Source organism: Fredinandcohnia quinoae (assembly GCF_022427965.1).
Classification (GTDB): Bacteria; Bacillota; Bacilli; order Bacillales; family Bacillaceae_L; genus Ferdinandcohnia; species Ferdinandcohnia quinoae.
This window is the reverse complement of the sequence record NZ_JAKTTI010000003.1, coordinates 163,517-188,142: the sequence shown is the minus strand read 5'-3', so window position 1 is coordinate 188,142 and position 24,626 is coordinate 163,517. Positions and strand designations below refer to the sequence as shown.

The window sequence follows — 24,626 nt, the reverse complement described above, 5'->3', positions numbered from 1 at the left end:
ATATTCCTATAATGTTAAGGATCTATGAGTATGTTCCTTAAGAACAGAATTCACGATGTGGATGGAGTCCCACTCTCCTGATGAAAAAAACATAATGGGATATTTTTTCGGAAACAAGGCAGTGTTTATTTCTATTGGTGTTAAGCCCTTATCATGAAGGTCAATGATTTTTCCTTGCAATTCCTGCAAATATGCTAGTTTCCGTTGTAAAGCAACACGTCCGTTCTTCAAGAAACCTGCGTGACTGCAAAAGACCTCATCAAAATCATAGGTTAATACCCTTTTTAATGATTCAATAATTGTTGGTATCTTTTCTTCCCGTAGAACGACCTTAGTCCGCTCCTGACAGTATAAATCACCAGTAAATAACTGCCCTGTTTCACGATTTAAAAAAGCAACATGATCAATTGCATGTCCAGGTGATTCAATCACATCCCATGTTGCATTGGTGGACTGAAAGGTTTTCCCGATTGCCATAGCTTGAAATGGTTTTCGTTTTCCCCAAAACAGCTTACGATACAATGGATAATCAGCTTTATTCCGGCAGTATTCAATCATCTGATCATTCATAAATAGTGGTATTTGCCGTTCATGCTGGAGGAATCTAGCGCAACCTGTATGATCTTCATGAAAATGTGTGATCACAACTTGATCGATATCTAGATCTTGAAAAAATGGTTTAAATTCCTTTTCTAACGACTGGGCACCAGTATCAAGTAATACACCATCCAGGAAGAAGCAATGAACATTTAATTTAACACGTTGAAACGAAACGGTTCCGTTTCCCAAGCGTACCCCGTTTACGACCTTTTCTGAAAAACCTTTCTTAAATAGCATGATAATCCCCCCACTCATTCCTCTTGGCTAAATTTTAACACAAAATGAATGGTCATTCATTATTTGATTATCCCTTTCAACATACATTTTCGTCTAAATAGATTAATGAGGTAATTAATGCAGGGTCTTCTATTGCTGGAATCTAACTAATCCTGCATGAGTAGTTCTTTATAAAAATAACTTGATAAATATGAATTTACAAAATATTATGTATATATAATCTGCAGATTGTTAAAAATAGGAGGTGATTACAAAGGAATACAGTGAATATGCTTAAAATGAGTTCCGTAAAGCTAGTGAAATTAGCAGTAAAACATACTTAAAAAAAGGAAGAGGGATGTTATGGATTATAAAAGTATATTTGTAAACTTACCAGTTAAAGATTTAAATAAAACAAAGGAATTTTTCTCTACCTTAGGATTTGAATTTAATCCACATTTTACGAATGAGGATGCAGCATGTATGGTCATCAGTGATACAATCTATGCGATGCTATTAGTTGAAGAACACTTTAAGAGATTTACGAATAAGGAAATTACAGATACGAGCAAAAGTACGGAAGCTATTTTTGCCCTAGCTGTAGATAGTAGGGAAAAAGTTGATGAACTTGTTAACAAAGCAATTGAGGCAGGCGGAAATCATTCAAGCGACCCGCAGGACCATGGCTTTATGTACCAAAGGAGTTTTCAAGATATTGATGGACATAATTGGGAAATATTGTACATGGATCAAAGTTATATACAATAAGCAAGAAATGTTATTGCCTGTTAAAAAATAATAAAATGGATCCTTAACCGTCCGATGTTGGATGGTTTTTTTTCTTTGTATTTATTTATCTATCAAATAGAAAGAATAGACGGATATTGACGAATATTGAAGTATTCTATATTCTGAAGAGGAGGAATAATCCACCTTTTAAAATTATATTGGATTATTATTTCATGTAAAATATATATAAATATACTAAAAAGGAGTGTCGGCAATGTCCAGAACGGAGAAAGTTAATCCTCTTCTAATGATTCAATCTGTTTACAACTCACTTACTAAAACAGAACAAAAAGTAGCTGACTATATAATTGTTCATCATGCTGAAGCAGTATATTCCTCGGTAACTGATTTGGCAGAAATGGTTGGTGTAGGTGATACAACAGTTATTCGCTTTTGCAGAAAATTAGGTTATAGGGGATTTCAGGACTTTAAATTAGCAGTTGCACAAAACTTAATGGAAAATGACGAACATGTATATGGAAAAATCGATGAAGGTGATTCGCTAGAAATCGTTTCAAAAAAGATTGCTAATCAAAATATTAGTGCGCTAAATGATACCCTTGCATTACTTAAGGAACAAACTTTACAGATCGCTATAGAGAAGATTAATGGTGCGAAAAAAATATTCTTCTTTGGTGTAGGATCATCTGGATTTACTGCATTAGATGGACAACATCGATTAATGAGGTTGGGGTATAATGCAGAGCATGTTTCTGACTCTCATATCATGTCCATGACCTCTTCTTTATTAGGAGCAGGGGACGTAATCATCGCAATATCTTCATCAGGTAGTACAAAGGATGTTGTAGATGCAATAAAAATTGCTAAAAAAAACAATGCATATATCATTTGCATTACCAATCAAGCAAGATCACCAATTACAAAATATGCTGACTTAATCCTACTTGCTGCTAATAAGGAATCGCCTTTTGAAGGGAGTATATTTTCATCCAAAATTGCTCAACTTTTACTTTTAGATGTTTTGGCAACTAACGCAGCTCTTCAGAAAAAAGAACAATCATCTAAAGCAATAAAAAATACAGCTGAATCTGTCTTGGATAAACTTTATTGAGAGAAATAGGTGAAGGTGATGAATTCATCCAATAATAAATTTTTTGAGGTTCTTGAATATATATTAGATTTAATTATTTTAAACTTTTTATTCATAATATGTTCATTACCATTATTCACGATTTTTCCTGCTTATGCTGCATTAGTTGGATCAGTCAAAATGACAGCAGAGGAAGAACCAATTCCAGCCTGGAAATCCTATTTCATTCTATTTAGTAAATATAGTAGAAAAGGGATAAAAATCTGGCTTATTCTCTTGTCAATTTCAATACTCATTATTGGGGATGTTATTGCTACTTTTTATTTTCCGAATGAACTGCAGAACTTTTTTCTGCCGTTTATAGTAGTTGTCATACTTTTATTCTTTTGTATATATACCTATATAACAAAACTTCTTATATTAGGAGAATATAATATTAAAAGAATATTTGCTAGTAGTTTTAGGCTAGTAATAAAAAATCCAATTAAACTGATGATCATCATTGTTATTAATAGTACTATCATTATTTTTTCGGTATACCTTAAGTTTCTTCCGTTTTTGATGACATTTAGCCTTCTGGCGTTTACACAGTATTTTATAATGTTTGCTGAAGATAAAAGGTTGAAAAGTAATTAAAATCGGGAAAATTGGATATTTTTTTTATTTTTTTAAAAATAGGTGGATTTAATCTCCAGAAAGTGATATATTTCAGACAGGGAGATATTTCCTTGATGTAAGCGCTTAAAACGAGAATCTAATTCTTACAAATGGGCGGAGGTGTAAAAAGAATATCTTAAACCGAATTGATAAAACAAATAATAGGGGTGAAAGTAATGAAAGAGAATCTAAAGAAAATTCTTTCAGTAGGAATGGCTTTTTTACTAACTTTTGGTATTCTAGCAGCATGTAGTTCAGACAGTTCAGGTGGATCAGAGGGTTCAAAGGATAAAGATAAAGACAAAGAAGTTTCAGTTGAATTCTGGACAATTTCCCTTCAGCCAACATTTAATGATTATTTTAATGATATTATAGCGAAATATGAAGCAGACCATCCAAATGTAAAGATTGATTGGAAGGACTTCCCTTATGATGCAGTTCAAAATAAATTATTAACTAGTATTGCGAGTAAAAAAGCTCCTGATGTTGTAAATTTAAACACGGAGTTAGCAAACCAAATGGCGTCTAAAGGTGCTTTAGTAGATTTTAATAAAGAACTTACTGACGAGCAAAAAGGTATTTACTTTGAAGGAATCTATAATTCTACTGTAATTGATAATGGTGCTTATGCACTTCCATGGTATACAGGAATCCCAGTCTTATATATTAATACTGAATTAGCTGAGAAAGCTGGTTTAGATATAAATAATCCTCCACAAACAAAAGAAGATTTAGCTAATTGGGGTAAACAAATTAAAGAAAAAACTGATGCATATGGCTACGTATTCACAATGGAAACTAGATCTATTCTCGAAGAAGGATTTAAAATTGTAGAAGATAATAAAGCTGTTTTCAATAATGACGAAGTAAAGGATTATATTAACGGAAATATCGATTTAATTTCACAAGGTGTTATTCCAAAGGATATTCCAGCTTTTGATAAACAAGTTCAGCTTTTTGGTAGTGAACAGGTTTCAATGATAATCTCAAGTTCTTCATTTATTAACCAGTTAAAAACAGCTTCACCAGATGTATATGCAAAAACAATTGCAGTTCCTGCTCCACTTGGAAAAGCTGGAATTCGTTTTACAAATTCAATGAACCTAGTAGTTCCACAAGCATCTAATAATGTTGATGCTGCAACAGAATTTGCACATTATGTAACAAATGCAGCAAATCAATTAGCATTTTCAAAAGTAGCAAGTACACTTCCTTCTACAAAGGATTCTGCTAAAGATGAATTCTTCTATAAAAATGATGGAACTTTAGAAGGACAGGCTCTTACTGCATCTGTTGAAAGCTTAGATAAAGCAACTGACTTCTACCTTGGTATTGAAAATGCTAACGACGTTAATAAAACTCTAAATAAGCATCTTCAAAATATCTATATTAATGATCAAGATCTTGATGCTGAACTAGAGGCTGCAGAAAAAGAAATTAATGATATTCTAAGTCGTTAACATAAGAAAATTGAAAGGGCAGAGGTTAATCTGCCCTTTTTTGATAGGAGGTAACACCTTATGCAAGCGAAAAAAGCAAATTTCTTTAAACGCTATTCTGAAGCGAGAACAGCATGGTTATTTATGGCACCAGGGCTAATCTTACTTGCTCTTTTCACATTCTGGCCAATTATTTATAGTATACCTTTAGCATTTACCAACTATTCTGTTATAGGTGAAACGAAATTTGTTGGCTTTGACAATTTTACAAGGGCATTTTCAGATATAGATTTTATTGCCTCAATAAAAAACTCACTATTATACATGATAATTGTACCTTTCATACAAATTATCTCAATCCTAATGGCAATTCTAGTTAATAGAAATATTGCAGGTATAAAATTCTTCAGAGCTGCTTATTATATCCCAGTTGTCACCTCAATGGTAGCTGTATCCATTATATGGGGCTGGTTAATGAGCCAAAATGGAGTCTTAAACTACTTGCTAATGTCAACGGGAGTCCTAAGTGAAAAAATCAGTTGGTTGTCTGATAAAGATACGGCTCTTTGGGCACTAATGTTTATTACGTTATGGAAAGGCTTGGGCTATTATATGATGATCTATCTTGCGGGCTTACAATCAGTCCCTACTGACTGTATCGAGGCTGCAAGAATAGATGGAGCAAGTACCTTCCAAATCATCACAAAGATTACTGTTCCATTACTTAAGCCATATGTATTCTTCTGTACATTAATTTCCTTAATGTCAGCCATTCGTGTCTTTGATGAAGTATTCGTATTAACCTCTGGAGGACCAGGTAATGCAACACTAACAAGTAGTGTGTATATTTATCAACAAGGTTTCGAACAATTCGAATTTGGTTATTCATCAGCTTTAGGTTTAATTATTAGTTTAATTATTATGTTAATGAGTATTTTCATCTTCGTCTTTAACAAGAAGGGTGGTGTAAATCCATATTAATGGATGAACTATGAAAAATACGAAACGATTAAAAAATGCTGTTAATAAAACGGTTATATATGTTCTGCTGATTATATTTGCCCTATTTATGATGGGACCATTCTTGTGGCTATTAAGTGTGTCACTTATGCCTGGGAAAAATATCTTTGCTTTTCCTCCTGCAATTTTGCCAACTTTTATTGATTTCAAAAATTATATTGAAGTTTGGCAGTATATGGACTTCCTAAAATATATTTGGAATACGGTAATAATCACCTTTTTAGGTTTAACGTTAAGTATTTTATTCTGTGCTTTAACAGCTTATCCATTAGCAATATTTAAATTTAGAGGGAGAAACACCATCTTTTTATTACTAATCGCAACGATGATTATTCCAGCAGCAGCTGCGCTAGTTGTAAATTATTTAACAATTAATAAGTTAGGGCTTATTAATAGTTTTATAGGTGTGGTGCTTCCTTCAATTGTTACCGTATTTAATGTCTTTCTATTAAGGCAAGCATTTATGGGAGTTCCTCTCGATATAAGAGATTCTGGAAAGATGGATGGCGCTTCAGAATTTCGTATTTGGGCACAGCTGATGATGCCAATGATAAAACCAGCTGTTGCTGTAGTTGCTCTATTTGAATTCATGGGGAATTGGAATAGCTTTCTCTGGCCAATTATTGTATTAAATACGGATAAGTATCCTCTAGCTTCTGCATTAAGTTTCTTAAATGGTCAGTTTTCATATAACTTTGGATGGATTGCAGCAGGAACTGTTATCTCTGTTATTCCAATTATTATCGTATTCCTGTTTACACAAAAGTATTATATGGAAGGTATTTCTGGTGCAGTAAAAGGTTAATTCCTTCTTCACCTGAAATGTGTGAAGGAATGAAAAGGAGATTTACTCATGTATAAAATTGCTTATATTCCTTTAGATGAGCGCCCATGTAATTATTCATTTCCAGGCTTTCTCGTAGAACAATCGGAAGTAAATCTAGTAAAACCAGATATGAACATCATGGGTGATAAAAAGGTACCAGGTCATACCGAAAAAATCTGGGAGTGGTTATATCAGGAATCAATAGATGCTGACGGTATTATTCTTTCATTGGACACACTTCTATATGGAGGAATTATTCCATCGAGATTACACCATTTATCATTGGATGATTGTAAAAACTCGTTGAAACGGCTTTCCCGAATCAAAGAATTGAATCCGAAAGTGAAATTGTACGCATTTAACTTAATTATGAGATGTCCAAAGTATTCAAGTAGTGATGAAGAACCTGATTATTATGATGTGTGGGGTAAAGAAATTTTTGAATATGGAAAGTTGCATCATTTGCATTCTGCTGGACTAGCCACAGATGAAGATGTATCAAACTATCAAAATCTAAAAAAATTGGTACCGAACGATGTACTTGAAGATTATTTATCTAGAAGAAATGTAAATGTAGAAGTTAACAAGCTAGTACTCGAATATGTCAACAAGGGAATTATAGACTTTCTAATTATTCCACAGGATGATTCTGCTCCATATGGATGGACAGCTCTTGATCAACAGAAGGTTCGTGGTGCAATTTCCTCACTTAATCTCGAGTTAAAAGCATATATGTATCCTGGTGCAGATGAAGTTGGATGTACCCTTTTAGCAAGAATGCTAAATAAATTTAAAGGGAAACGACCGTTAATCTATCCACTTTTTTCTAGTATTCAAGGCCCATTTGTAACACCCCTTTATGAAGATCGGCCATTAATGGAGAGTCTTAAATATCAAATTTTAGCTGCTGGCGGATTATTGTCGCCAAGCTTAAAAGATGCTGATTTGGCCTTGCTTTTGAACTCACCGGTTGAGCCGATGATGGAAGCTGTTAACCAGCAAAATCAGAGTACAAAATACCAGGTAGACAGAAATTTGATTGAACTTGTTGAACAACTTGAGTACATATTAGAAAACTTGAATATTCCGTGTGTAATTGCAGATGTAGCTTTTGCTAATGGCTCAGATTTAGGTCTTTTAAAATTAATGAAAAAGAAGGGGCTACTTTTTTCGTTAGCAGGATATGCAGGATGGAATACAAGCTCTAATACGTTAGGTACCTGTATTGCACAAGGGATCATCTACAGTTTGTATGGAAATACGCAAACACACCATAATTTTCTGGCATTACGTTTTATAGAGGATGCTGGATATTGCAGTGTTGTAAGAAATCAAGTGACAACACAGGTCTTGCCGGAGTACGGATATGATTATTTTAAAATTGATGGAAAAAGAGGAGAAATCGCTAGAAATGTAAAACAGCGGTTGACTGATTTTATTAATGATTATATTAAGGATGAGGAAAACGATATTGTCATTACCGATTGCTACATGCCTTGGAGTCGAATGTTTGAAGTGGGATTAAAGGTTGAACACCTTTCGATAAGAAAGTAATAAATCATAAGAGCAAGATTTTCTCTATATGAGTAGGAAATATAAAGGAGTTACTGCCAATGATAAAGCAAGAAGCTACTGATGTTGTTGTGTTAGGTGGAGGTTTGGGTGGATGTATAGCCTCCTTAGCAATTGCCAAAATGGGTTTAAAGGTAATAATGACGGAAGAAACAGATTGGTTGGGAGGACAGCTTACAAGTCAGGCAGTACCTCCAGATGAACATAAATGGATTGAAAAATATGGATGTACTCAAACCTATCGGGAGTTCCGAAATAGAGTTCGTCAATATTATAAAGATAATTATCCTCTTACTAAAGAGGCGATGGAAAATGAAATCTTAAATCCAGGTAATGGATGGGTGAGCCGTTTGGCACATGAACCAAAGGTAGCTCTCCAAGTTATCGAGGACATGCTTAGTCCATATATTAATAGCGGGAAAATCAAGATTCTGTATAACTACAGTATTGAAAAGGCTTCTACTGAAGAAGATGTTATTAATTCAGTGATTGCTTCCCATTTGAATGGGATAGATAAAATTGAATTAACTGGTAAGTACTTTTTAGATGCAACAGAGTGCGGTGACGTCCTCCCTATTGCAGGTGTTGAATATGTATCAGGAGCAGAGTCAATCAAAGAAACTGGGGAGCCACATGCGTTAGAGGTTGCAAATCCGATTGATATGCAATCATTCACATTTGTATTTGCTGTTGATTATATTGAAGATGGAAATTTTGTAATTGAAAAACCAGAGCAGTATGAATTCTGGCGTGAACTTATTCCTAATTTCTCTCATTTACCTCTGTTAAGCTGGTATGCAACAGATGCTGATGACACATCTAAATTAAAACAATTTACATTGCTGCCTAATGACCAAGGAATTCCTTCGTTATTTACATATAGAAGAATAGTAGATACAGAAAATATCGAAGGGAATATATATGATGGCGATATTTCATTAATCAACTGGGCACAAAATGATTATTTTCTAGGTCCAATCTATGAAGTGTCAGAAGAGGAAAGAGAAAGAAATTTATATAATGCGAAACAGCAAAGCCTATCTCTATTATATTGGTTACAAACCGAAGCTCCAAGACTAGATGGAGGGAAAGGGTTCCCAGGATTAAGACTACGAAAAGATGTTCTAGATACAGAAGATGGTCTTGCTAAGTATCCTTATATTCGGGAATCAAGAAGAATAAAAGCCGTATATACAATCACAGAGAAGGATGTCAGCAAAGAAATAAGGGGGAATGAAGGGATTTGTGAATATTTTGATAGTGTCGGTGTTGGGAGCTATCACTTAGATTTGCATCATACAACTGTTTCAAATCGAAGCTTTTATATTCCAAATTATCCATATGAAATTCCACTTGGAGCATTATTGCCAGTACGTGTGAAGAATCTGATTCCTTCTTGTAAAAATATTGGAACTACACAAATTACAAACGGGTGTTATCGACTTCATCCAACCGAATGGAATATTGGGGAATCCGCAGGTTACTTAGTTGCTTATTCAATTTTAAATAATGTTACTCCACATCAAATCCGTGAAGATCGGAGTCACTTACATGAATACCAAAGTTTACTACTGAATAATGGTGTTCAATTACATTGGCCCGAAGATATTGATCTTTAAAAATGAATTGAACAAATTAGTTTAAGGGAGGAAAAGAGATGGAGCAATCAAATATATTATGGGTTGATTTCCTTGCAAATGGTAACAGGCTATTAAAGAAAGAAAAAATGGAAGAATTGATAAATAATGCAGTAAAAGCAAATATTACTCATATTGTCATTGACGCGAAAATCCCATATGGCTTTTCTACTTTCCCAAGTAAATACGCATATCATGTAAGTGAAATGAAGGATGAACAGTACCATGGATGGAAGGACCGGGATTTTCTCCAAGAGTTTATTGACATTGCAAAGGGTACAGAACTAAAAATTATCGCAAATGTCGATATATTTGCCGAAGGAAATGGTTTAACAAGAGAAGGAATCGTATATGATCGACCACACTGGCAGGTTGTCCATTATGACCAGGCACTATCTAATATGCCTACCGCTGCAGAAAATAAGTATGATCCAACTGTCTTTGTAAATCCAATTCATCCGGAAGTTGAGGCACATGAATTAAATATTATTAAAGAGGTTATAGGAAAATATGAGGTTGATGGGATTGTCTTAGATAGATGTAGATATCCTAACATTTTTGGGGACTTCAGTAATTTAAGCCGAACAGAATTTGAAAAATATACCGGACATGTAATTGAAAATTGGCCGGAGGATATATTTACAGTTCATAATATGAAACCCAACTTTGGGCCATTATTTCCAAAATGGGCAGAGTGGCGTGCGAAAAATATAAAAAATTTCGTTCACAAAGCAAAAAATATTGTTAAACATGTTAATTCTGATTTAATTTTTAGCATCTATGTTGGTTCTTGGTACCCACTTTATTATAACGAAGGGGTAAACTGGGCAAGCAAGATGTACCATCCATCACTTGCTTGGACTTCGGAGGATTATCACACTTCAGCATATGCAGAGGAGTTTGATTTTATTATGACGGGTTGCTACTATCCAGAAGTTTATATTGAAGAGGCAATCCAAAATAATCGACCAGCCAATTGGTATAGTGTTGAAGGTGCAATTGAAATGAGTAATGAAGCTATTCAAGGACAAATACCCGTCATTGCTAGTTTATATTTAAAAGATTATACCAATAATGTTGGACAATTTAGGAAAGCGGTAGAACTTTGTAAAGAACGTACTAGCGGAGTAATGCTTTTTGATACGGTGTATGTAGAGGATTATAAATGGTGGAATGACTTAGAAGACATTCTTCTAAAATATAGTAAATAGTATCAAAGATTAGTAACTAACTGGAGTGTTTTTAATGGCGAAAAACCGGGATTTTTTTGAAAAAGTAAATAGAAAACTAATCGTTTCCTGCCAAGCCTTACCTGATGAGCCACTGCATAGTCCTTTTATAATGAGTAAAATGGCTTTAGCTGTAGTGGAAGCTGGTGCAAGTGGTATAAGAGCGAACAGTGTTGAAGACATAAATGAAATTAAAAAAGTCACCAATCTTCCAATAATTGGTATTATAAAACAAGAATATAAAGATTCGGATGTATTTATTACTCCAACATTGAATGAAATTGAACTCCTTATTAATGAAGGAGTAGATATGATTGCATTAGATGCAACAGGGAGAGTAAGACCAGATGGTACAACTATTTCTGAAATTTTCCCTATGATTAGGGAAAAGTATCCAGATCAACTTTTTATGGCTGATTGCTCGACACTTGATGAAGGAATCAAGGCAGAAAAGTTAGGATTTGATGCTATCGGTACAACCTTAGCGGGCTATACATCCTATACAAAGGATGTTGAATTACCCAATTTTGAACTTATAAAACAATTTGTTGATACTTTAAAAGTACCCGTGATTGCTGAGGGCGGAATATCAACTCCCGAGGAATTAAAAAAGGTATTTGATACAGGCGTTCATTCAGCAGTCGTTGGCTCAGCGATAACACGCCCAAGAGAAATTACAAAAAGATTTTTACAAGCAATACAAGACTGAATCTAATTTTTGGGGAAGAAAACTTGTAAAAATAGTAGAAGGTGAGACTCTTGAAAATATTTGCAGCAGATATTGGGGGAACGGCAATAAAAATCAGTATATCTGATGAAAATGGGAATATTGAATTATTTAGAGAGATTGAAACGGAGAGTCTAAAAGGAGGGCAATATATAATCCAAAAGTTGGTGCATATCATTGCCCAATATCCGGGTATTGATGCAATAAGCATTAGTACTGCTGGGCAGGTAAATAGTAAAGAGGGCTATATCGTTTATGCAAATGAAAATATACCAGGTTATACTGGCACAAGAATAAAAGACATATTAGAAGAGCGGTTTAATGTTGCTGTAAAAGTCGAAAACGATGTTAATGCCGCTGCACTTGGTGAAAAATTTTATGGAGCGGGCAAGGATTATCAGGATTTTATCTTTTTAACATTTGGTACAGGTATAGGTGGGGCAATTGTTATAGATTCAAAGCTGCACCGGGGCTTTAATGGAGTTGCAGGTGAATTCGGTCATATGATTGTTCATCCTTATGGGCTTCAATGTAATTGTGGAAAATTGGGATGTTATGAATGCTACGGTTCCACTACCGCTTTAATCTTGGAAGCTCAAAAGATAAATTCAAATTGTACGAATGGTAGAGCGCTCTTCAACATGATTGAAAGTGGAGATGAAAGTATATGTAATCTATTTGATAAATGGACAAATGAAGTTGCTCTTGGAATCGCCAGTTTAGTTCATATCTTCAATCCTCCTTGTGTAATTATAGGAGGAGGAATTATGGAGCAAGAGTTATCTGTGAAACTAGTATCCGAAAAAGTTCATCAATTAATTATGGATAGTTTTTCAGACGTAAAAATATTGAAATCAAAACTTGGTAACAAAGCGGGATTGTTTGGTGCTATTTCATTACATAGCTTTAGCTAGTCAGACGTGTTTTATCTATAAAAATATGATTATGCTTATTAATCCTCAAGCATATAGGGGCTAAGTAAATTGAATAAAATAGATCAAATTTTTTATAGTACTAAATTGAACAAATCAATTAAGTACACTGTATTGACTGCAAGCGAAAATATTAAGGATGCGTATGTATTATATGTTCAAGATGGAATGGATTATATAGAACTTGGAGGAATTGAAATTGCGATAAAAGATTTGATAAAAATGAATCCGCAATTAACTAATCATCTAGTTTTTGTACTGATCCATCCCGGGAGTTCAATTGAAAGATGGGAATCCTTTAGCAGGAAAGGGAATTCTTTTATAAATTACATACACTTTATGAATGACGAATTTATTCCTAAATTTGAGAAAACAATTGAAAATTTACATATGAAAATATCAAAAAGGGGACTTCTAGGAGATTCCTTAGCAGGAAATATATGTTTAAACATTGCAATGGAAAAGCCTGAAATATGGACTCATTTATTACTTCAATCGGCAGCTATTTCGGTAGATGATATTTTACAGTTAGAAAAAGTACAACCAAAATGGAATGTCTATCAAACAGTAGGATTACACGAGGATGACTTTATATCTTCGATTTCAAATGAAAAATTATATATATTAACAAGAAATCGTCAACTGTATGAGAGCTTATCGCTAAAAGATGTAAATCTTCAGTATAAAGAAGTAGAGGAACATCATTTATGGCGAGTTTGGGAAGAGGATTTACCAAATGCGTTGCGATTTTTCATCGAGACATAGTATTATGAATTCTTTTAAAGTTTGATGGCGGAAAATCTTTCGTAGTTACTTTATCGTAATTATAAGAAAAAAGATGATAGCCAACGAATGAGGCATGATAAAGGAGGTTCCATTTTGAAAATACATTTGATAGGTGAGATAACAGATGTTTTAGAAGGAATATCCATTCTTTCTAATGAACTTGGAATGCAGTTAGCAGAGGATGGGTATCCAATTGAGGTCCTGAAACGCAAAGGACCGTTAATAATTAAGAACAGTGAAGGACAAGGACAAATTATCTTTGAAAAAAGGATTCATTTTTTTCGTGCTTTGGGTTTGTGGCTACAAAACTTTGAAAAAAAGAAAGAATTTAATTTAATTGAAGAACCTCAATTTGAAACTAGTGGTGCAATGGTCGATGTTTCTAGAAACGCAGTTTTAACCGTAGAAGGGATTAAAATGCTGCTTCGTAAAATGTCGGTTATGGGTCTAAATATGTTAATGGTATACACTGAAGAAACGTATGAAGTGCCAGATCTACCCTATTTTGGCTATATGCGTGGAAGATATACAGAAAAAGAAATTAGGGAATGTGATGAATATGCCTATCAAATAGGAATCGAAATGATACCTTGTATCCAAACATTAGCTCACTTAAAAGAAGCCCTAAAATGGGGATATGCTAACGATATTAAGGATACTGATGATATTTTATTAGTGGGTGAGTCAAAAACCTATGAATTTTTAAGTAAGATAATCGAATCTGCAACGAAACCATACCGATCAAAAAGGATCCATATAGGAATGGATGAAGCATTACAGCTCGGTCTAGGTAAATATATAGAAGAGAATGGATATCATAATAGATTTGAAATTATGAATATGCATCTTCGAAATGTACTCTCGATTACTGAGAAATTTGGTTTACAACCGATGATTTGGAGTGATATGTACTTCCGCCTAGCATCGAAAGAAGGTAATTATTACGACTTAGATTCAGGGATACCCGAAGACGTAATTCAATCGATACCTGATGTTCAAATGGTTTATTGGGATTATTATCATCCAGATGAGAATTTTTATGAGAAGATGCTTCATAGTCATAAACAGCTGGTGTCTGATCCGATTTTTGCGGGCGGACTGTGGACTTGGAATGGGATATCACCGAATTATGGGAGGATGTTTGTAACTACAGAATCAGCGTTAAAAGCATGTAGAAAAGCTGGAATAAAGGAAGTTATCGCCACAATGTGGGGTGACAATGGAGCGGAGACACCAATTCAAACTGCTCTTCCTGGCCTTCAATTATATGCCGAATATACGTATCATAAAGAAGTAAATCGGAAGGATTTAGAGGAAAGATTCCACTTTTGTACAGGATATCGACTTGATGATTTTCTACTTTTAAATGCATTTGATGAAACACCAGGTGTAATGAAGGATAATCTTTATTCTTCTAATCCCTCAAAGTTTCTACTATGGCAAGATATCTTAATAGGTTTGTATGACAAGAACATTCATGGATTACCTATGGAAGAGCATTACAATAGCTTAATAAAGCCACTGGAGTTGGCAAAAGAAAATGAACATGACATGAAATATTTATTTACCTTTTATGAGGGACTTGCACGAGTATTAAGTACGAAAGCTGAAATTGGCATCAAGATAAAAGCAGCCTATGATAAGGAAGATAAAAGTGAAGTTAAGCAATATCTTGTATTATTAGATTCCCTTGTGGAGCAGGTTGAAAAACTTCGTAAGAGCCATCGAAACCTGTGGTTTTCTACTAATAAAGCCTTCGGGTGGGAGGTTTTGGATATTCGCTATGGTGGGGTATTGACACGTATTGAGACAGCTATCCATAGACTTAGCGATTGGTTAGATGGAAATATTCCTAAAATAGAAGAACTCGAAGAAAATCGGCTTTATTTTGATGGTCCAGAACAATTTCCAGATAAGGTAACACTCGGCAGGGAATTTTACAATCGAATTGTAACTGCAAGTAATTTTTAACTTAATAAGTTAAATCATCCTTGAAAAAGTTTTACTCTGAGGATGGTTTTTTTATTCTTTCTATAAGATTGTTCCAAAACATTATCCATTGGAAATAATTACTTATACACCTTTTCCACTTTATACAGTATATTTATCATACGAATGGTGAACGGAAATAAAAAATAACGTTCCTCATTTGAAAAGGGCAAATTTATCGAAAGGTAAAGACGCAAAGTTACAGGTCTACGGTAATTTACTAAGATGGCTGGGCTACCAAATGAAGAATGGAGAAAAGACTCCAGTTAATAGAGTTAATTCAAGATTCTTCCTTTACAAATAAACTTGTTTTGGAGGGGAATTTTAATGTCAAAAAAATATTTTTCATTTAACAAAAACATGCGTAATGTAATTGTGTCTAGTGTTGTTGTAACGACTTTTGCTTTTACGTTAGGAAATGGACAAGCTTTTGCAGAAGATATTGACCAACCAGTAGATACTCAGGTAGAGGAGACTGTTCAACAAGACGAAACAGTTGAAAATACAATAGAACCAACAGTTGAACCAATTCCGGAGGGTGATGCAATAGAGTCGACTCCTGAAGAGGGTGCAATTGAAGGGACAGATGAAGTGGTTACAGAAGAACCAGAAGCAGAGGAGTCAACTGAGGAAGAAACAGAAGAGCCATCCCTACTTCCTGGCGATTTCTTCTATTTCTTTAAAACTCTTCGCGAAAATGTGCAACTTGCTTTAACATTTGATGATGTAAAAGAGGCTGAATTACTTGCATCTTTTGTTGAAGAGCGTATTAAAGAAGCAGAGGCGTTAATTGCTGCGGGTGAAGAAGACCTAGCTGAAGAGGCACTTCAACAGGCCATTGAACAACAAGAAGAAGCTCTAGCAAATTATGAAAATGCAGAGCCAACAGAAGAAACAACTGAAACAGAAACTGTTGATGGTGAAGTTGATGAAGAACAGGCTTCAAAAGATCCTGTTCGAGCTGAACTTGAGGACAAATTCTCTGCCAACATTTTGGCTCTAACAGCTGCTCTTGATAAAATAGAAAACCCTCAAGCAAAAGAAGCTTTACAAAAGAACATTGTAAAAGCTCAAGAAAAGTTAGAGAAGAAAATTAATAAGAAATTAGCTAAACTTCAAGAAAAAGAAAATGAAGCATCCGAAAAACGCGCGGAATTAGAATCAAAACTGTCTTCTGGTGACATTGATGAAGAAGAATATCAAAAAGAACTTGCTGAACTTAATGAAAACGTAGCTGAAAAGCAAGAAGAACTACTTGAAGAAATCAATGAAGAGGCAGATGAAGTGGTCAAGGATGCTCTTGAAAAAGGTAAAGATAAGGGTAAAATCGAAGAACTTGCTGAAGTTACGGATAATGAAAATAAAGCAAAAGAAGCAAGTATAAAAGCTGAAGAAAAACAGAGTGAGGCATTAAAAAAACAAGAGGAATCGGCTAAAAAGGCTGATGAGCGTAAGCGTGAAGAAGTAAAGAAACAAGAAGAGCGTAAACTTGTAGAAGCAGAGAAACGTGCTGAAAAAGAGCGTGAAGAAGTAAAGAAGAAAGAAGAGAAAGCTAAGGAAGAATTAAAAAAAGCTGAAGAAAAACAACAAGAAGCATTAAAGAAAGCCGAAGAGCAAAAACGAGAAAAGGCTAATAAAGAACAAGAGGAAAAGAAAAAGGATAAAGAAGACAAGTAATGATTAAAAGAGTAGGTAAAAATCCTACTCTTTTTATTTTACTTTTAATCCAAATGAAACGTATTTAGCACCCGGGTCCCCCATTTTCATAAATCATAATAATTTCTTATTTTAGGAAAGTGAATGGTAGTCTTTGTATACACCCCTTTTTTAGATTCAATTGTTAAATTATGTCCTAGCTTAGTTGCTAGTTGTTTAGCAAGGTATAGTCCCATCCCAGTAGATTTCGCATGACTTCTACCAATCGAACCAGTGAAACCTCTTTCAAATACGCGATTGATGTCTTCGGGTGTAATACCAATTCCATTATCTTCAATATGAAGCTTTTTTTCTTTTAAATCTTCCTCAAATTGAAATGAAATTTTCCCACCATCATTTGTGTATTTTAATGAGTTCGCAAGGATTTGGTCGATGACAAAGCCTAACCATTTGCTGTCACTTTGGACGAGTTGTTCGGTTTCATCCATTTCGATTCGAACCCTCTTATTGATAAATAGCTTAGAATATTTTTTAACACTGTTTTTAATAATTTGATTGATACGGATCTCCGTAATGAAATAGTCCTTAGAAAATGAATCTATACGAGAATAATAAAGGGCCTGCTCAACGTATTGATCAATCTTATCAAGCTCGTCCTCGAATTTATCAACCAGGTAATCCACTGTTTTTCCTTCACTATTTTCCAAGAGAAGGCGGTTTGCGGCAATGGGTAGCTTTACCTCATGTATCCAAGAGAGAATGAACTCGTGTTGTTCTCTTTTTTCATCATATAGCTTTTGAAATTGATGTGCGTTATTCTCAATTACCTTTTTAAAAAGGCTAAGGAATAGTGCTTGTTCATAATTTTGAGCAGTTGGCATGAGTGCCATAACCTCTTCTTGTCCACTATCAATAAGTGTGGTGAATTCTTGATAAAATTTCCTGCGATAATAATAACCGATTATGATGTACAAACCCATAAAAAAGAAACAGCTAATATTAGTATAAAGTATATGGTTCATGATATTATCTTGTTCTACACTTACTAGCATGATCAAAGATACAAACACCATGATCAGAAGGAAGAAGGCTAAGAAAAAACGTTTATCTTTTATATATTCTGTAAAACTCATTGTATCAAGTACCCTTCCCCTTTTTTGGTCGTAATGAAGTTTTCCTTTCCAAGCTCAGAAAGCTTTTTGCGAAGTCGGTTAATGTTAACTGTCAAAGTATTATCATCGACAAAGCTTTCATCCTTCCAAAGGGTTCGCATAATTTTATTTCGACTTACTATTGTCCCCTTTTGTTGCATCAAAAGCCGCAAAATGATAAATTCTGTTTTTGTCAGATCTGCTTTTTGCTCTCCATACAATACGTCCCAGTCCTTAAGATTTAAAACAATACCGTCATGCTCGAGAACATTGGGCTGTGCATCAATATATGAATAGGAACGTCGTAAAAGAGCATTGACTTTAGCCATGAGAACATCCGTATCAAATGGTTTTTGAACAAAATCATCGCCGCCCATGTTCATAGCCATAATCATATCCATAGGAGTATTACGTGAGGATATGAAAATTATCGGTACTTTGGAAACTTCTCTTATTTTATTGCACCAATAGAACCCATCAAAAAAGGGTAAGTTAATATCCAATAATAGTAGGTGTGGTTGCTCATTAAGGAATTCCTGTAATACGTTGTCAAATTTACCTAGTGTATGTATTTCAAATCCCCATTTGGCGATCGTTTCTGCTAACATATCTCTAATTGTTACTTCATCTTCTATGATCATTATTTTCATTGCGTACCTCCAGATTATTAAAAAATGTAGTACGTTATCAAACTAATCTTACTTTATTACAAAGATATTTGCATCGTGGTGACAAAATTGTAAGGTTAGCCATCAAAATCGTAAGTTTGGATAATGGTTGCTTATTATATGATAGAAGCATACCAAATGAAAGCATCCTAAATGGAGGAATGAAATAGATGAAAAGAATTGTAGAAGCAAAACAAGTAAAAAAAGTATATGGGGCAAAAGGGCATGTGTTTACAGCATTGGATAAGATAGATCTTACCGTTCAAGAAGGTGAATTTGTCGGGATAATGGGACCTTCAGGTGCTGGGAAATCAACGTTATTAAATGTTCTCGCGACAATTGACGAACCTTCATCAGGTGATATTTGGATTGACGGTACAAATATAATCAAAATGAATGAAGATGAGCTATCATTCTTTCGTAGGGATAAACTAGGCTTTATTTTTCAAGACTATAACTTGTTAGATACGTTGACCGTTAAGGAAAATATAATACTACCACTAGCTCTAGCAAAAATGAATGTTCAGGAACTAGAGCGGAGGGTTGATGAAGTTGCCGATAGATTTGGAATCCGTCCTATTTTAGATAAATATCCTTATCAAATTTCAGGTGGTCAAAAACAACGAACAGCAGCATCACGTGCGATTATTGCCCAACCAAGTCTTTTGTTAGCTGATGAACCAACAGGTGCACTTGATTCAAAATCTGCGACAGATCTATTAGAAAGCTTAAAGAATTTAAGTGAACAAGATCATGCAACCATTCTAATGGTTACACATGATGCATTTGCAGCGAGCTATTGTCAGAGAGTGATCTTCATAAAAGATGGAAAACTATTTACCGAGCTTGTAAAAGGTAAATCAACACGAAAGGAATTTTTCCAAAAGGTATTAGATGTGTTGTCTGCACTTGGAGGTGGGGCAAATGACGTTATTTAGTTTGGCAACAAAGAATATGAAAGGAAACTTCAAAAATTATCTCGTATACTTTGTTTCATTCGTTTTTAGTATTGTTATTTACTACACATTTGTATCTTTGCAATATAATGAAAAAATTCTAGACAATATCCTTGAGTCTGCAACAATGGCATTTTTGTTTCTAGCATCATCGATCGTACTACTTATATTTGTAGCCATTTTTATTTTATATTCGAGTGCATTTTTTACAAGGAAAAGGAAACGAGAGGTCGGATTGTATTCGATGCTTGGTTTACGTAAGAAAACGATTGGAAGAATGCTGTTTTATGAAAATTTATTAATGGGATTGCTTGCATTAGTGATTGGAATTCTTTTTGGGACATTACTATCAAAATTGTTTTCAATGGTATTAATTAAGCTAATGGGTGCAACGGCTGAAGTTGACTTCGGTATATCCTTTGAAGCCATCCTTCAGACAGTTCTTGTATTTATGGTCATTATTTTATTTACATCGATTCAAGGATATCGCTTAATCTATAAATTTAAGTTAATTGAATTATTTCATGCAGAGAAAAAAGGAGAAGTAGAGCCAAAGACGTCTCTCGTCTCAACGATCATTGGTATCATCCTACTTACAGTAAGCTATTGGTTAATTTTAAGACCTTTTCCTGAAGAGCTTACAGGTACCTATGTTTTTACCAATTATGGTTCTGCCTTACTTATTCTTATCATTGGAACACATTTATTTTTCAGTTCGGTAACCGTATTTTTACTAAAAGTAGCGAAAAAGAATAAGGCCCGTTATTACAGAGGAACAAACTTAATCGAAACCTCACAGCTTATGCATCGAGTGAGAGGAAGTGCTCGTACTTTTACAATCATCGCATTGCTAAGTTCCTTTACAATTAGTTTGTTCGGTGCAACATATAGTGGCTATTATGGAAATGAAAAAGCTTCGGAGGAAGAGGTTCCATTCAGCTATTCTCATTTGTCTAAAGGGGAAGAATTCGATACGACCATAGAGGAAATAATTAAAGAAGATGAAAAACATCCTGTAATGGCTAAGGTTACAATTCCCGTAATCGAAGTCGATGGTGAACTTTCTTTTGAATTAGGATATGAAGCACAGCCCTTCAAACTCATATCTGAGAGTACCTATAATCAAGTGTCAGATGCTTTAAATAGGGATCAGAATGTTTCCCTGTCGCAAGATGAGGTAGCTGTTGTAAAACCAAGACTAACAGAATTTACGGATTCAGATTTTTACGGAAAAGAAATAACCATACCGAATATAGAAGATACAAGTAAACTAACCTTTGTTGATATGGTCGAAGGAAGCATTCTCCCTTTTGATTATCCAGATTTTTTTGTAATCGTGGATGATGAAATCTTTAATGAGGCTGCTAAGCAGAGGACTCCTCTCGTCTATAAAGCCTACGAGGTAGAGGATGAGAAGACGACAGAAGTAACCTCAATGAAACTACGTGCACTCATTGGTGAGGATTTTCAAGTACCTTCTGCCTATTATTTGGATTATAAGTCTGGAAAAGAAGGCAATGCACTAAATCTCTTTATTTTTGGATTTTTAGGTCTAGTATTTTTAGCTGCAACAGGTAGTATCATTTATTTTAAACAGTTAACAGAGGCCAATGAAGTAAAACCAAATTATGAAATCTTACGTAAAATTGGTGTTAGTAAAAAGGATATTCGAAAATCAATAAAAAAACAGACTCTTTTTGTTTTTGGTTTACCCCTAACTGTAGGTATCTTACACGGCAGTGCGATTTTATATTTTACTAGCAATTTCATGTCGAACCTCATTGGAACAAATATGCTAGTACCTATGATAACTGCTATGGTCGCCTTTATCGGCATATATATCGGATATTATCTATTAACAGTAAACACGTATAACGGTATCGTGAATAAGTAGTGTAAGATAACTCAATTCAGTGCCTGATCTCCAATTCAAACCAAAGGGACGGTTCTTCAGGTTAAAATCAGAAACCAATGGAAAAACCGCAGGGACTGCCCTGCGGTTTTCCAATCATCTTACATTCATTCTTTCGTATTGAACGAGACGTGTTTCGAATAGTTTTAATGGATCGTAGTAGATTTCTGGGTTTGATTTCATTTTAGCTAGGGATTGTTGGTTTTGTTCTACACGAACCATTGTTTCTGCAATTGTTTGAGATAATTCGTTGAGTGGCTCTTGATAGAACAGATTGACGTCTTGTTTTAGTGATTTTTTGAAAAAGTCGAATTGCAGCCAAAATTTCCTTTGGATGGATTCGCTAATATCATCATATGACTCATTTTCAACATATTTCTTATACTGATTATATAGATATACTTGCTGTTTTTGAGGGAGTAAGCTTAACACTTTTCCGGCACTCTTCAGCAATACTTGAACAGGATTGTGGCGAAGCATGATATTTTCCTTTTCGATTTGAATACCGTATGTCATTCGATTGATGTCTCGATGCCAGTCCTCAACCACTTTAAAGTCACATTGTAAGTGAAGTTCCTGATCCGGATAACCCTCAGCGAGTGAATTCTTCATTTCATCAAGATAGGCTTGGGTTTCTGATAGCTTCTGATTCGAATTTCCGATCCAAGATTGAAGAGATGTAGAGAGACTTGGTCCTATCTCTTGATCTATAAGGTTCTGAATCTCCTCATTCATTCTTTCATTTAATTCAATGTGTATCAGGTTAAAATTACTATCTTCTTTTATATAATTTGAGCAGTTTTTAAGTATTTTCGGTATTTTTTCAGATAGTACCTTGTTGACCTCCGTTTTTACCGCGTCGAATGATTCAATAATCTCTTGACCTTGCTCAATTTCTTTATCGCTTAGACTATTTACAAAACCAGAAAGTCTAGCAATGAACTCTTCATTATGTGAGATTGACTCTTGAAGTTTGCTTTCTGCTTCGACCCGTTTTTTTAGTAAACTAGTAATCATTTTTCTAAGTAAAAACAGGAGTTTTTCAATTCGATTGCTATTTTTTTCCTGAACAAGGCTTGACGATATCGTACTGAGTATCTCATTATTTCTTGCAGCACGGGAATCTAAAATAACAGCGTGAGGGAAGTATTCTTTTACTTTCTCAACGTCAAATATATTTGGTAATACAAAATAAATAGGAGTTTCTTTTACAGAATGCTGAATTTGTGCAAAATAGTCAAAATCATTCCCGTTTAGGGTTTCGCCACTACTTACAATTAAAACACCATCAACCACAGGTAAATAACCAAATGTACTCCTTTTCTCCGTAAAGTACTCGTATGCACCGGTTGTTTTTAACTTCAATCCTGATCTTTGGAGAAGTGAAGAAGGTAGCTTGATTTCTATGATTGAGTCTTGATTTGTGACATTATCCAATGTAGTTAGTGGAAAGCGTTCGCTATCGGTCACCATCGAAATTTCCTTCTCAACACCAAATTGAATGCTCATAAAATTAGTAAGTGAAGAATTAACGACTTCCTCACCTAAAATGGAGTTAAGAAAAGTAGTTTTTCCTTTACCAAGTACGAGAATGTTTGTAGCATCGATATCAAAAAGCTGCTGAAAGCCCCATAATAAACGACTACTTGTTTCGATATTATTTTTCCCTGCCCATTCAATCATTGTTCTCATAAAATGGTAGCATTCATCGAAGGTTAATGCATCATTATGTACATTTTCTAGGATGATTGCTGCTTCTTTGACGATGACAGATTTGATTGTTGAAGGGAAAATATCGTTCCACGCAACGATGGCAGAAGCTGCGGCCAATCCATTCGATGTTGTGGTCGTATTAAACCAATTTATCATTAACTTTGGCATGATTGTCCCGATATCACTTAATAGATATTCTCCCGTCGTTAATTCAATATATGATTCTTCAAACAGGTTTGAAATCTTATGCCAAGAATCATAAGGGTCAATCTCTAAATCTTTCATAATTTGATTGATGGAGTCTAACCAGTTTAAATAATCGGATGAATTTTGATAACTTTGCCAAATGAAAGCTGTAAGCTGTTTAAATTTTGGCTGGTCAAGTTCATATAGCATCCGTAAGACGGGAATAAAAATATCCGGTGAAAATGAACGATTGTGGCAGGCCTCGCTGTAATGAATTAGGTTATCAAACCATTCAATGGATTCAGTTCGCATAGCTTCATTGATTGCTAGCTCAACTGCGTTTTTCCAGTCCTCCTGCTCCTCATAAAAACGCTTTGCAATTGTTGTTACATTAGGATAATCGGGATTTTCATTAATCGTTTCCTGCAATACACGATAAGCGGAATCTAGCTTATTTCCCTCGATGTATAGTGTGAAAAGATTTAATGAAACCTCACTGTTAAGAATCTTATTGTTTGATAAAATAGAGCTATAAACCTCTTCCGCAGATGATAGTAACCCAAGCTCATAGTAAGCATCGGCAATATTCTTTTTAGCCCATGGTGCCAGGTCGTTATCGATATTCTCCCATTTATATATGGCTGCTTCATAATCCTTATGGTGAAAATAAACTTCACCTTGTGCAAAACGTATATAAGACAGGTCGTATAGCTCCTTCTCCTGTTCAGCTAAGTAAGCCCCACCAAGAATCTCAATTGGATGCCTCTTGTCATTTTCTAAAATAAAAGCCTGATAATACGTCTTCGTTATAAATTCATTCTCAGATGTCATACACAAACCTCCAAACTTTCTTACTGGAGTCCACTGCATGTCTATCCTACTTAATATGCAGTATTACTCCCACTTCAAGGATA

At 34.6% G+C, this 24,626-nt stretch carries 20 protein-coding genes and 1 riboswitch; of the genes, 16 read left to right on the top strand and 4 right to left on the bottom strand.

All coding sequences use genetic code 11. The annotated features are described in order from the left end of the window. Positions 1–6: 6 nt before the first annotated feature. Positions 7–837 carry an MBL fold metallo-hydrolase gene (locus MJG50_RS04180; RefSeq protein WP_240252984.1) on the bottom strand — a complete coding sequence of 277 codons (831 nt, stop codon included), beginning with the start codon at positions 835–837 and terminating at the stop codon, positions 7–9. Between the two features lie 342 nt (positions 838–1,179). Here MJG50_RS04180 and MJG50_RS04175 point away from each other — a divergent pair, with 342 nt between their 5' ends. From MJG50_RS04175 to MJG50_RS04110, 14 genes are all read left to right on the top strand, one after another. Continuing rightward, a complete protein-coding gene (locus MJG50_RS04175; RefSeq protein WP_240252983.1) occupies positions 1,180–1,584 on the top strand; it encodes a VOC family protein in 405 nt (134 codons plus the stop codon). 235 nt (positions 1,585–1,819) lie between these two features. Further along, on the top strand, positions 1,820–2,677 hold the full coding sequence (locus MJG50_RS04170) for a MurR/RpiR family transcriptional regulator (protein WP_240252982.1): 858 nt from the start codon (positions 1,820–1,822) through the stop codon (positions 2,675–2,677). A gap of 18 nt (positions 2,678–2,695) precedes the next feature. Continuing rightward, positions 2,696–3,292, top strand: a complete 597-nt coding sequence (locus tag MJG50_RS04165; RefSeq protein WP_240252980.1) for a DUF624 domain-containing protein — start codon at positions 2,696–2,698, stop codon at positions 3,290–3,292. A 197-nt stretch (positions 3,293–3,489) separates the two neighbouring features. Then, positions 3,490–4,773: an ABC transporter substrate-binding protein gene (locus tag MJG50_RS04160; protein ID WP_240252978.1), complete on the top strand. Its 1,284-nt coding sequence runs from the start codon at positions 3,490–3,492 to the stop codon at positions 4,771–4,773. A gap of 60 nt (positions 4,774–4,833) precedes the next feature. Then, complete coding sequence (locus MJG50_RS04155) at positions 4,834–5,733, top strand: carbohydrate ABC transporter permease (RefSeq protein ID WP_240252976.1); 900 nt, start codon at positions 4,834–4,836, stop codon at positions 5,731–5,733. 10 nt (positions 5,734–5,743) lie between these two features. Then, positions 5,744–6,577 carry a carbohydrate ABC transporter permease gene (locus tag MJG50_RS04150; RefSeq protein WP_240252975.1) on the top strand — a complete coding sequence of 278 codons (834 nt, stop codon included), beginning with the start codon at positions 5,744–5,746 and terminating at the stop codon, positions 6,575–6,577. 48 nt (positions 6,578–6,625) lie between these two features. Next, a complete protein-coding gene (locus MJG50_RS04145) occupies positions 6,626–8,152 on the top strand; it encodes a DUF4127 family protein (protein WP_240252974.1) in 1,527 nt (508 codons plus the stop codon). A gap of 59 nt (positions 8,153–8,211) precedes the next feature. Beyond that, complete coding sequence (locus tag MJG50_RS04140; RefSeq protein ID WP_240252973.1) at positions 8,212–9,789, top strand: FAD-dependent oxidoreductase; 1,578 nt, start codon at positions 8,212–8,214, stop codon at positions 9,787–9,789. Positions 9,790–9,827: 38 nt separating this feature from the next. After that, positions 9,828–11,018, top strand: a complete 1,191-nt coding sequence (locus tag MJG50_RS04135; protein WP_240252972.1) for an alpha amylase family protein — start codon at positions 9,828–9,830, stop codon at positions 11,016–11,018. A gap of 34 nt (positions 11,019–11,052) precedes the next feature. Further along, the gene (locus MJG50_RS04130; protein WP_240252971.1) at positions 11,053–11,745 is read left to right on the top strand and encodes an N-acetylmannosamine-6-phosphate 2-epimerase; all 693 of its coding nucleotides are present in this window, start codon (positions 11,053–11,055) and stop codon (positions 11,743–11,745) included. Positions 11,746–11,795: 50 nt separating this feature from the next. Further along, positions 11,796–12,677 (top strand): ROK family protein, encoded by an 882-nt coding sequence (locus MJG50_RS04125; protein ID WP_240252970.1) that lies wholly within the window; start codon positions 11,796–11,798, stop codon positions 12,675–12,677. 69 nt (positions 12,678–12,746) lie between these two features. Then, a complete protein-coding gene (locus tag MJG50_RS04120; RefSeq protein WP_240252969.1) occupies positions 12,747–13,460 on the top strand; it encodes an alpha/beta hydrolase in 714 nt (237 codons plus the stop codon). A gap of 114 nt (positions 13,461–13,574) precedes the next feature. Continuing rightward, positions 13,575–15,452: a beta-N-acetylhexosaminidase gene (locus tag MJG50_RS04115; protein WP_240252965.1), complete on the top strand. Its 1,878-nt coding sequence runs from the start codon at positions 13,575–13,577 to the stop codon at positions 15,450–15,452. Between the two features lie 176 nt (positions 15,453–15,628). Then, positions 15,629–15,712: riboswitch (cyclic di-GMP riboswitch) on the top strand. Positions 15,713–15,797: 85 nt separating this feature from the next. Further along, complete coding sequence (locus MJG50_RS04110) at positions 15,798–17,147, top strand: DUF5667 domain-containing protein (RefSeq protein ID WP_240252964.1); 1,350 nt, start codon at positions 15,798–15,800, stop codon at positions 17,145–17,147. An 86-nt stretch (positions 17,148–17,233) separates the two neighbouring features. Here the strand turns inward: MJG50_RS04110 and MJG50_RS04105 are convergent, their stop codons facing one another. Then, complete coding sequence (locus tag MJG50_RS04105; RefSeq protein WP_240252962.1) at positions 17,234–18,259, bottom strand: sensor histidine kinase; 1,026 nt, start codon at positions 18,257–18,259, stop codon at positions 17,234–17,236. Beyond that, the gene (locus MJG50_RS04100) at positions 18,256–18,927 is read right to left on the bottom strand and encodes a response regulator transcription factor (protein WP_240252961.1); all 672 of its coding nucleotides are present in this window, start codon (positions 18,925–18,927) and stop codon (positions 18,256–18,258) included. The genes MJG50_RS04105 and MJG50_RS04100 overlap by 4 nt, the downstream gene beginning before the upstream one ends. Before the next feature lie 188 nt (positions 18,928–19,115). Between MJG50_RS04100 and MJG50_RS04095 the strand changes: the two genes are divergently transcribed. Together MJG50_RS04095 and MJG50_RS04090 are read left to right on the top strand one after the other, a co-directional pair. Further along, positions 19,116–19,883: an ABC transporter ATP-binding protein gene (locus tag MJG50_RS04095; protein WP_240252959.1), complete on the top strand. Its 768-nt coding sequence runs from the start codon at positions 19,116–19,118 to the stop codon at positions 19,881–19,883. Then, positions 19,870–21,795 (top strand): ABC transporter permease, encoded by a 1,926-nt coding sequence (locus MJG50_RS04090; protein WP_240252957.1) that lies wholly within the window; start codon positions 19,870–19,872, stop codon positions 21,793–21,795. Before MJG50_RS04095 ends, MJG50_RS04090 begins: the two co-directional genes overlap by 14 nt. Positions 21,796–21,909: 114 nt before the next feature. Here the strand turns inward: MJG50_RS04090 and MJG50_RS04085 are convergent, their stop codons facing one another. After that, positions 21,910–24,543, bottom strand: coding sequence for a tetratricopeptide repeat protein (locus MJG50_RS04085; protein ID WP_240252955.1), 2,634 nt, complete (start codon positions 24,541–24,543; stop codon positions 21,910–21,912). Positions 24,544–24,626 lie beyond the last annotated feature (83 nt).

What these genes read in the sequence shown, in the direction of transcription:
- MJG50_RS04180 (WP_240252984.1), bottom strand. Translation starts at nt 837, where the DNA reads ATGCTATTTAAGAAAGGTTTTTCAGAAAAGGTCGTAAACGGGGTACGC.
- MJG50_RS04175 (WP_240252983.1), top strand. Translation starts at nt 1,180, where the DNA reads ATGGATTATAAAAGTATATTTGTAAACTTACCAGTTAAAGATTTAAAT.
- MJG50_RS04170 (WP_240252982.1), top strand. Translation starts at nt 1,820, where the DNA reads ATGTCCAGAACGGAGAAAGTTAATCCTCTTCTAATGATTCAATCTGTT.
- MJG50_RS04165 (WP_240252980.1), top strand. Translation starts at nt 2,696, where the DNA reads ATGAATTCATCCAATAATAAATTTTTTGAGGTTCTTGAATATATATTA.
- MJG50_RS04160 (WP_240252978.1), top strand. Translation starts at nt 3,490, where the DNA reads ATGAAAGAGAATCTAAAGAAAATTCTTTCAGTAGGAATGGCTTTTTTA.
- MJG50_RS04155 (WP_240252976.1), top strand. Translation starts at nt 4,834, where the DNA reads ATGCAAGCGAAAAAAGCAAATTTCTTTAAACGCTATTCTGAAGCGAGA.
- MJG50_RS04150 (WP_240252975.1), top strand. Translation starts at nt 5,744, where the DNA reads ATGAAAAATACGAAACGATTAAAAAATGCTGTTAATAAAACGGTTATA.
- MJG50_RS04145 (WP_240252974.1), top strand. Translation starts at nt 6,626, where the DNA reads ATGTATAAAATTGCTTATATTCCTTTAGATGAGCGCCCATGTAATTAT.
- MJG50_RS04140 (WP_240252973.1), top strand. Translation starts at nt 8,212, where the DNA reads ATGATAAAGCAAGAAGCTACTGATGTTGTTGTGTTAGGTGGAGGTTTG.
- MJG50_RS04135 (WP_240252972.1), top strand. Translation starts at nt 9,828, where the DNA reads ATGGAGCAATCAAATATATTATGGGTTGATTTCCTTGCAAATGGTAAC.
- MJG50_RS04130 (WP_240252971.1), top strand. Translation starts at nt 11,053, where the DNA reads ATGGCGAAAAACCGGGATTTTTTTGAAAAAGTAAATAGAAAACTAATC.
- MJG50_RS04110 (WP_240252964.1), top strand. Translation starts at nt 15,798, where the DNA reads ATGTCAAAAAAATATTTTTCATTTAACAAAAACATGCGTAATGTAATT.
- MJG50_RS04105 (WP_240252962.1), bottom strand. Translation starts at nt 18,259, where the DNA reads ATGAGTTTTACAGAATATATAAAAGATAAACGTTTTTTCTTAGCCTTC.
- MJG50_RS04100 (WP_240252961.1), bottom strand. Translation starts at nt 18,927, where the DNA reads ATGAAAATAATGATCATAGAAGATGAAGTAACAATTAGAGATATGTTA.
- MJG50_RS04095 (WP_240252959.1), top strand. Translation starts at nt 19,116, where the DNA reads ATGAAAAGAATTGTAGAAGCAAAACAAGTAAAAAAAGTATATGGGGCA.
- MJG50_RS04090 (WP_240252957.1), top strand. Translation starts at nt 19,870, where the DNA reads ATGACGTTATTTAGTTTGGCAACAAAGAATATGAAAGGAAACTTCAAA.
- MJG50_RS04085 (WP_240252955.1), bottom strand. Translation starts at nt 24,543, where the DNA reads ATGACATCTGAGAATGAATTTATAACGAAGACGTATTATCAGGCTTTT.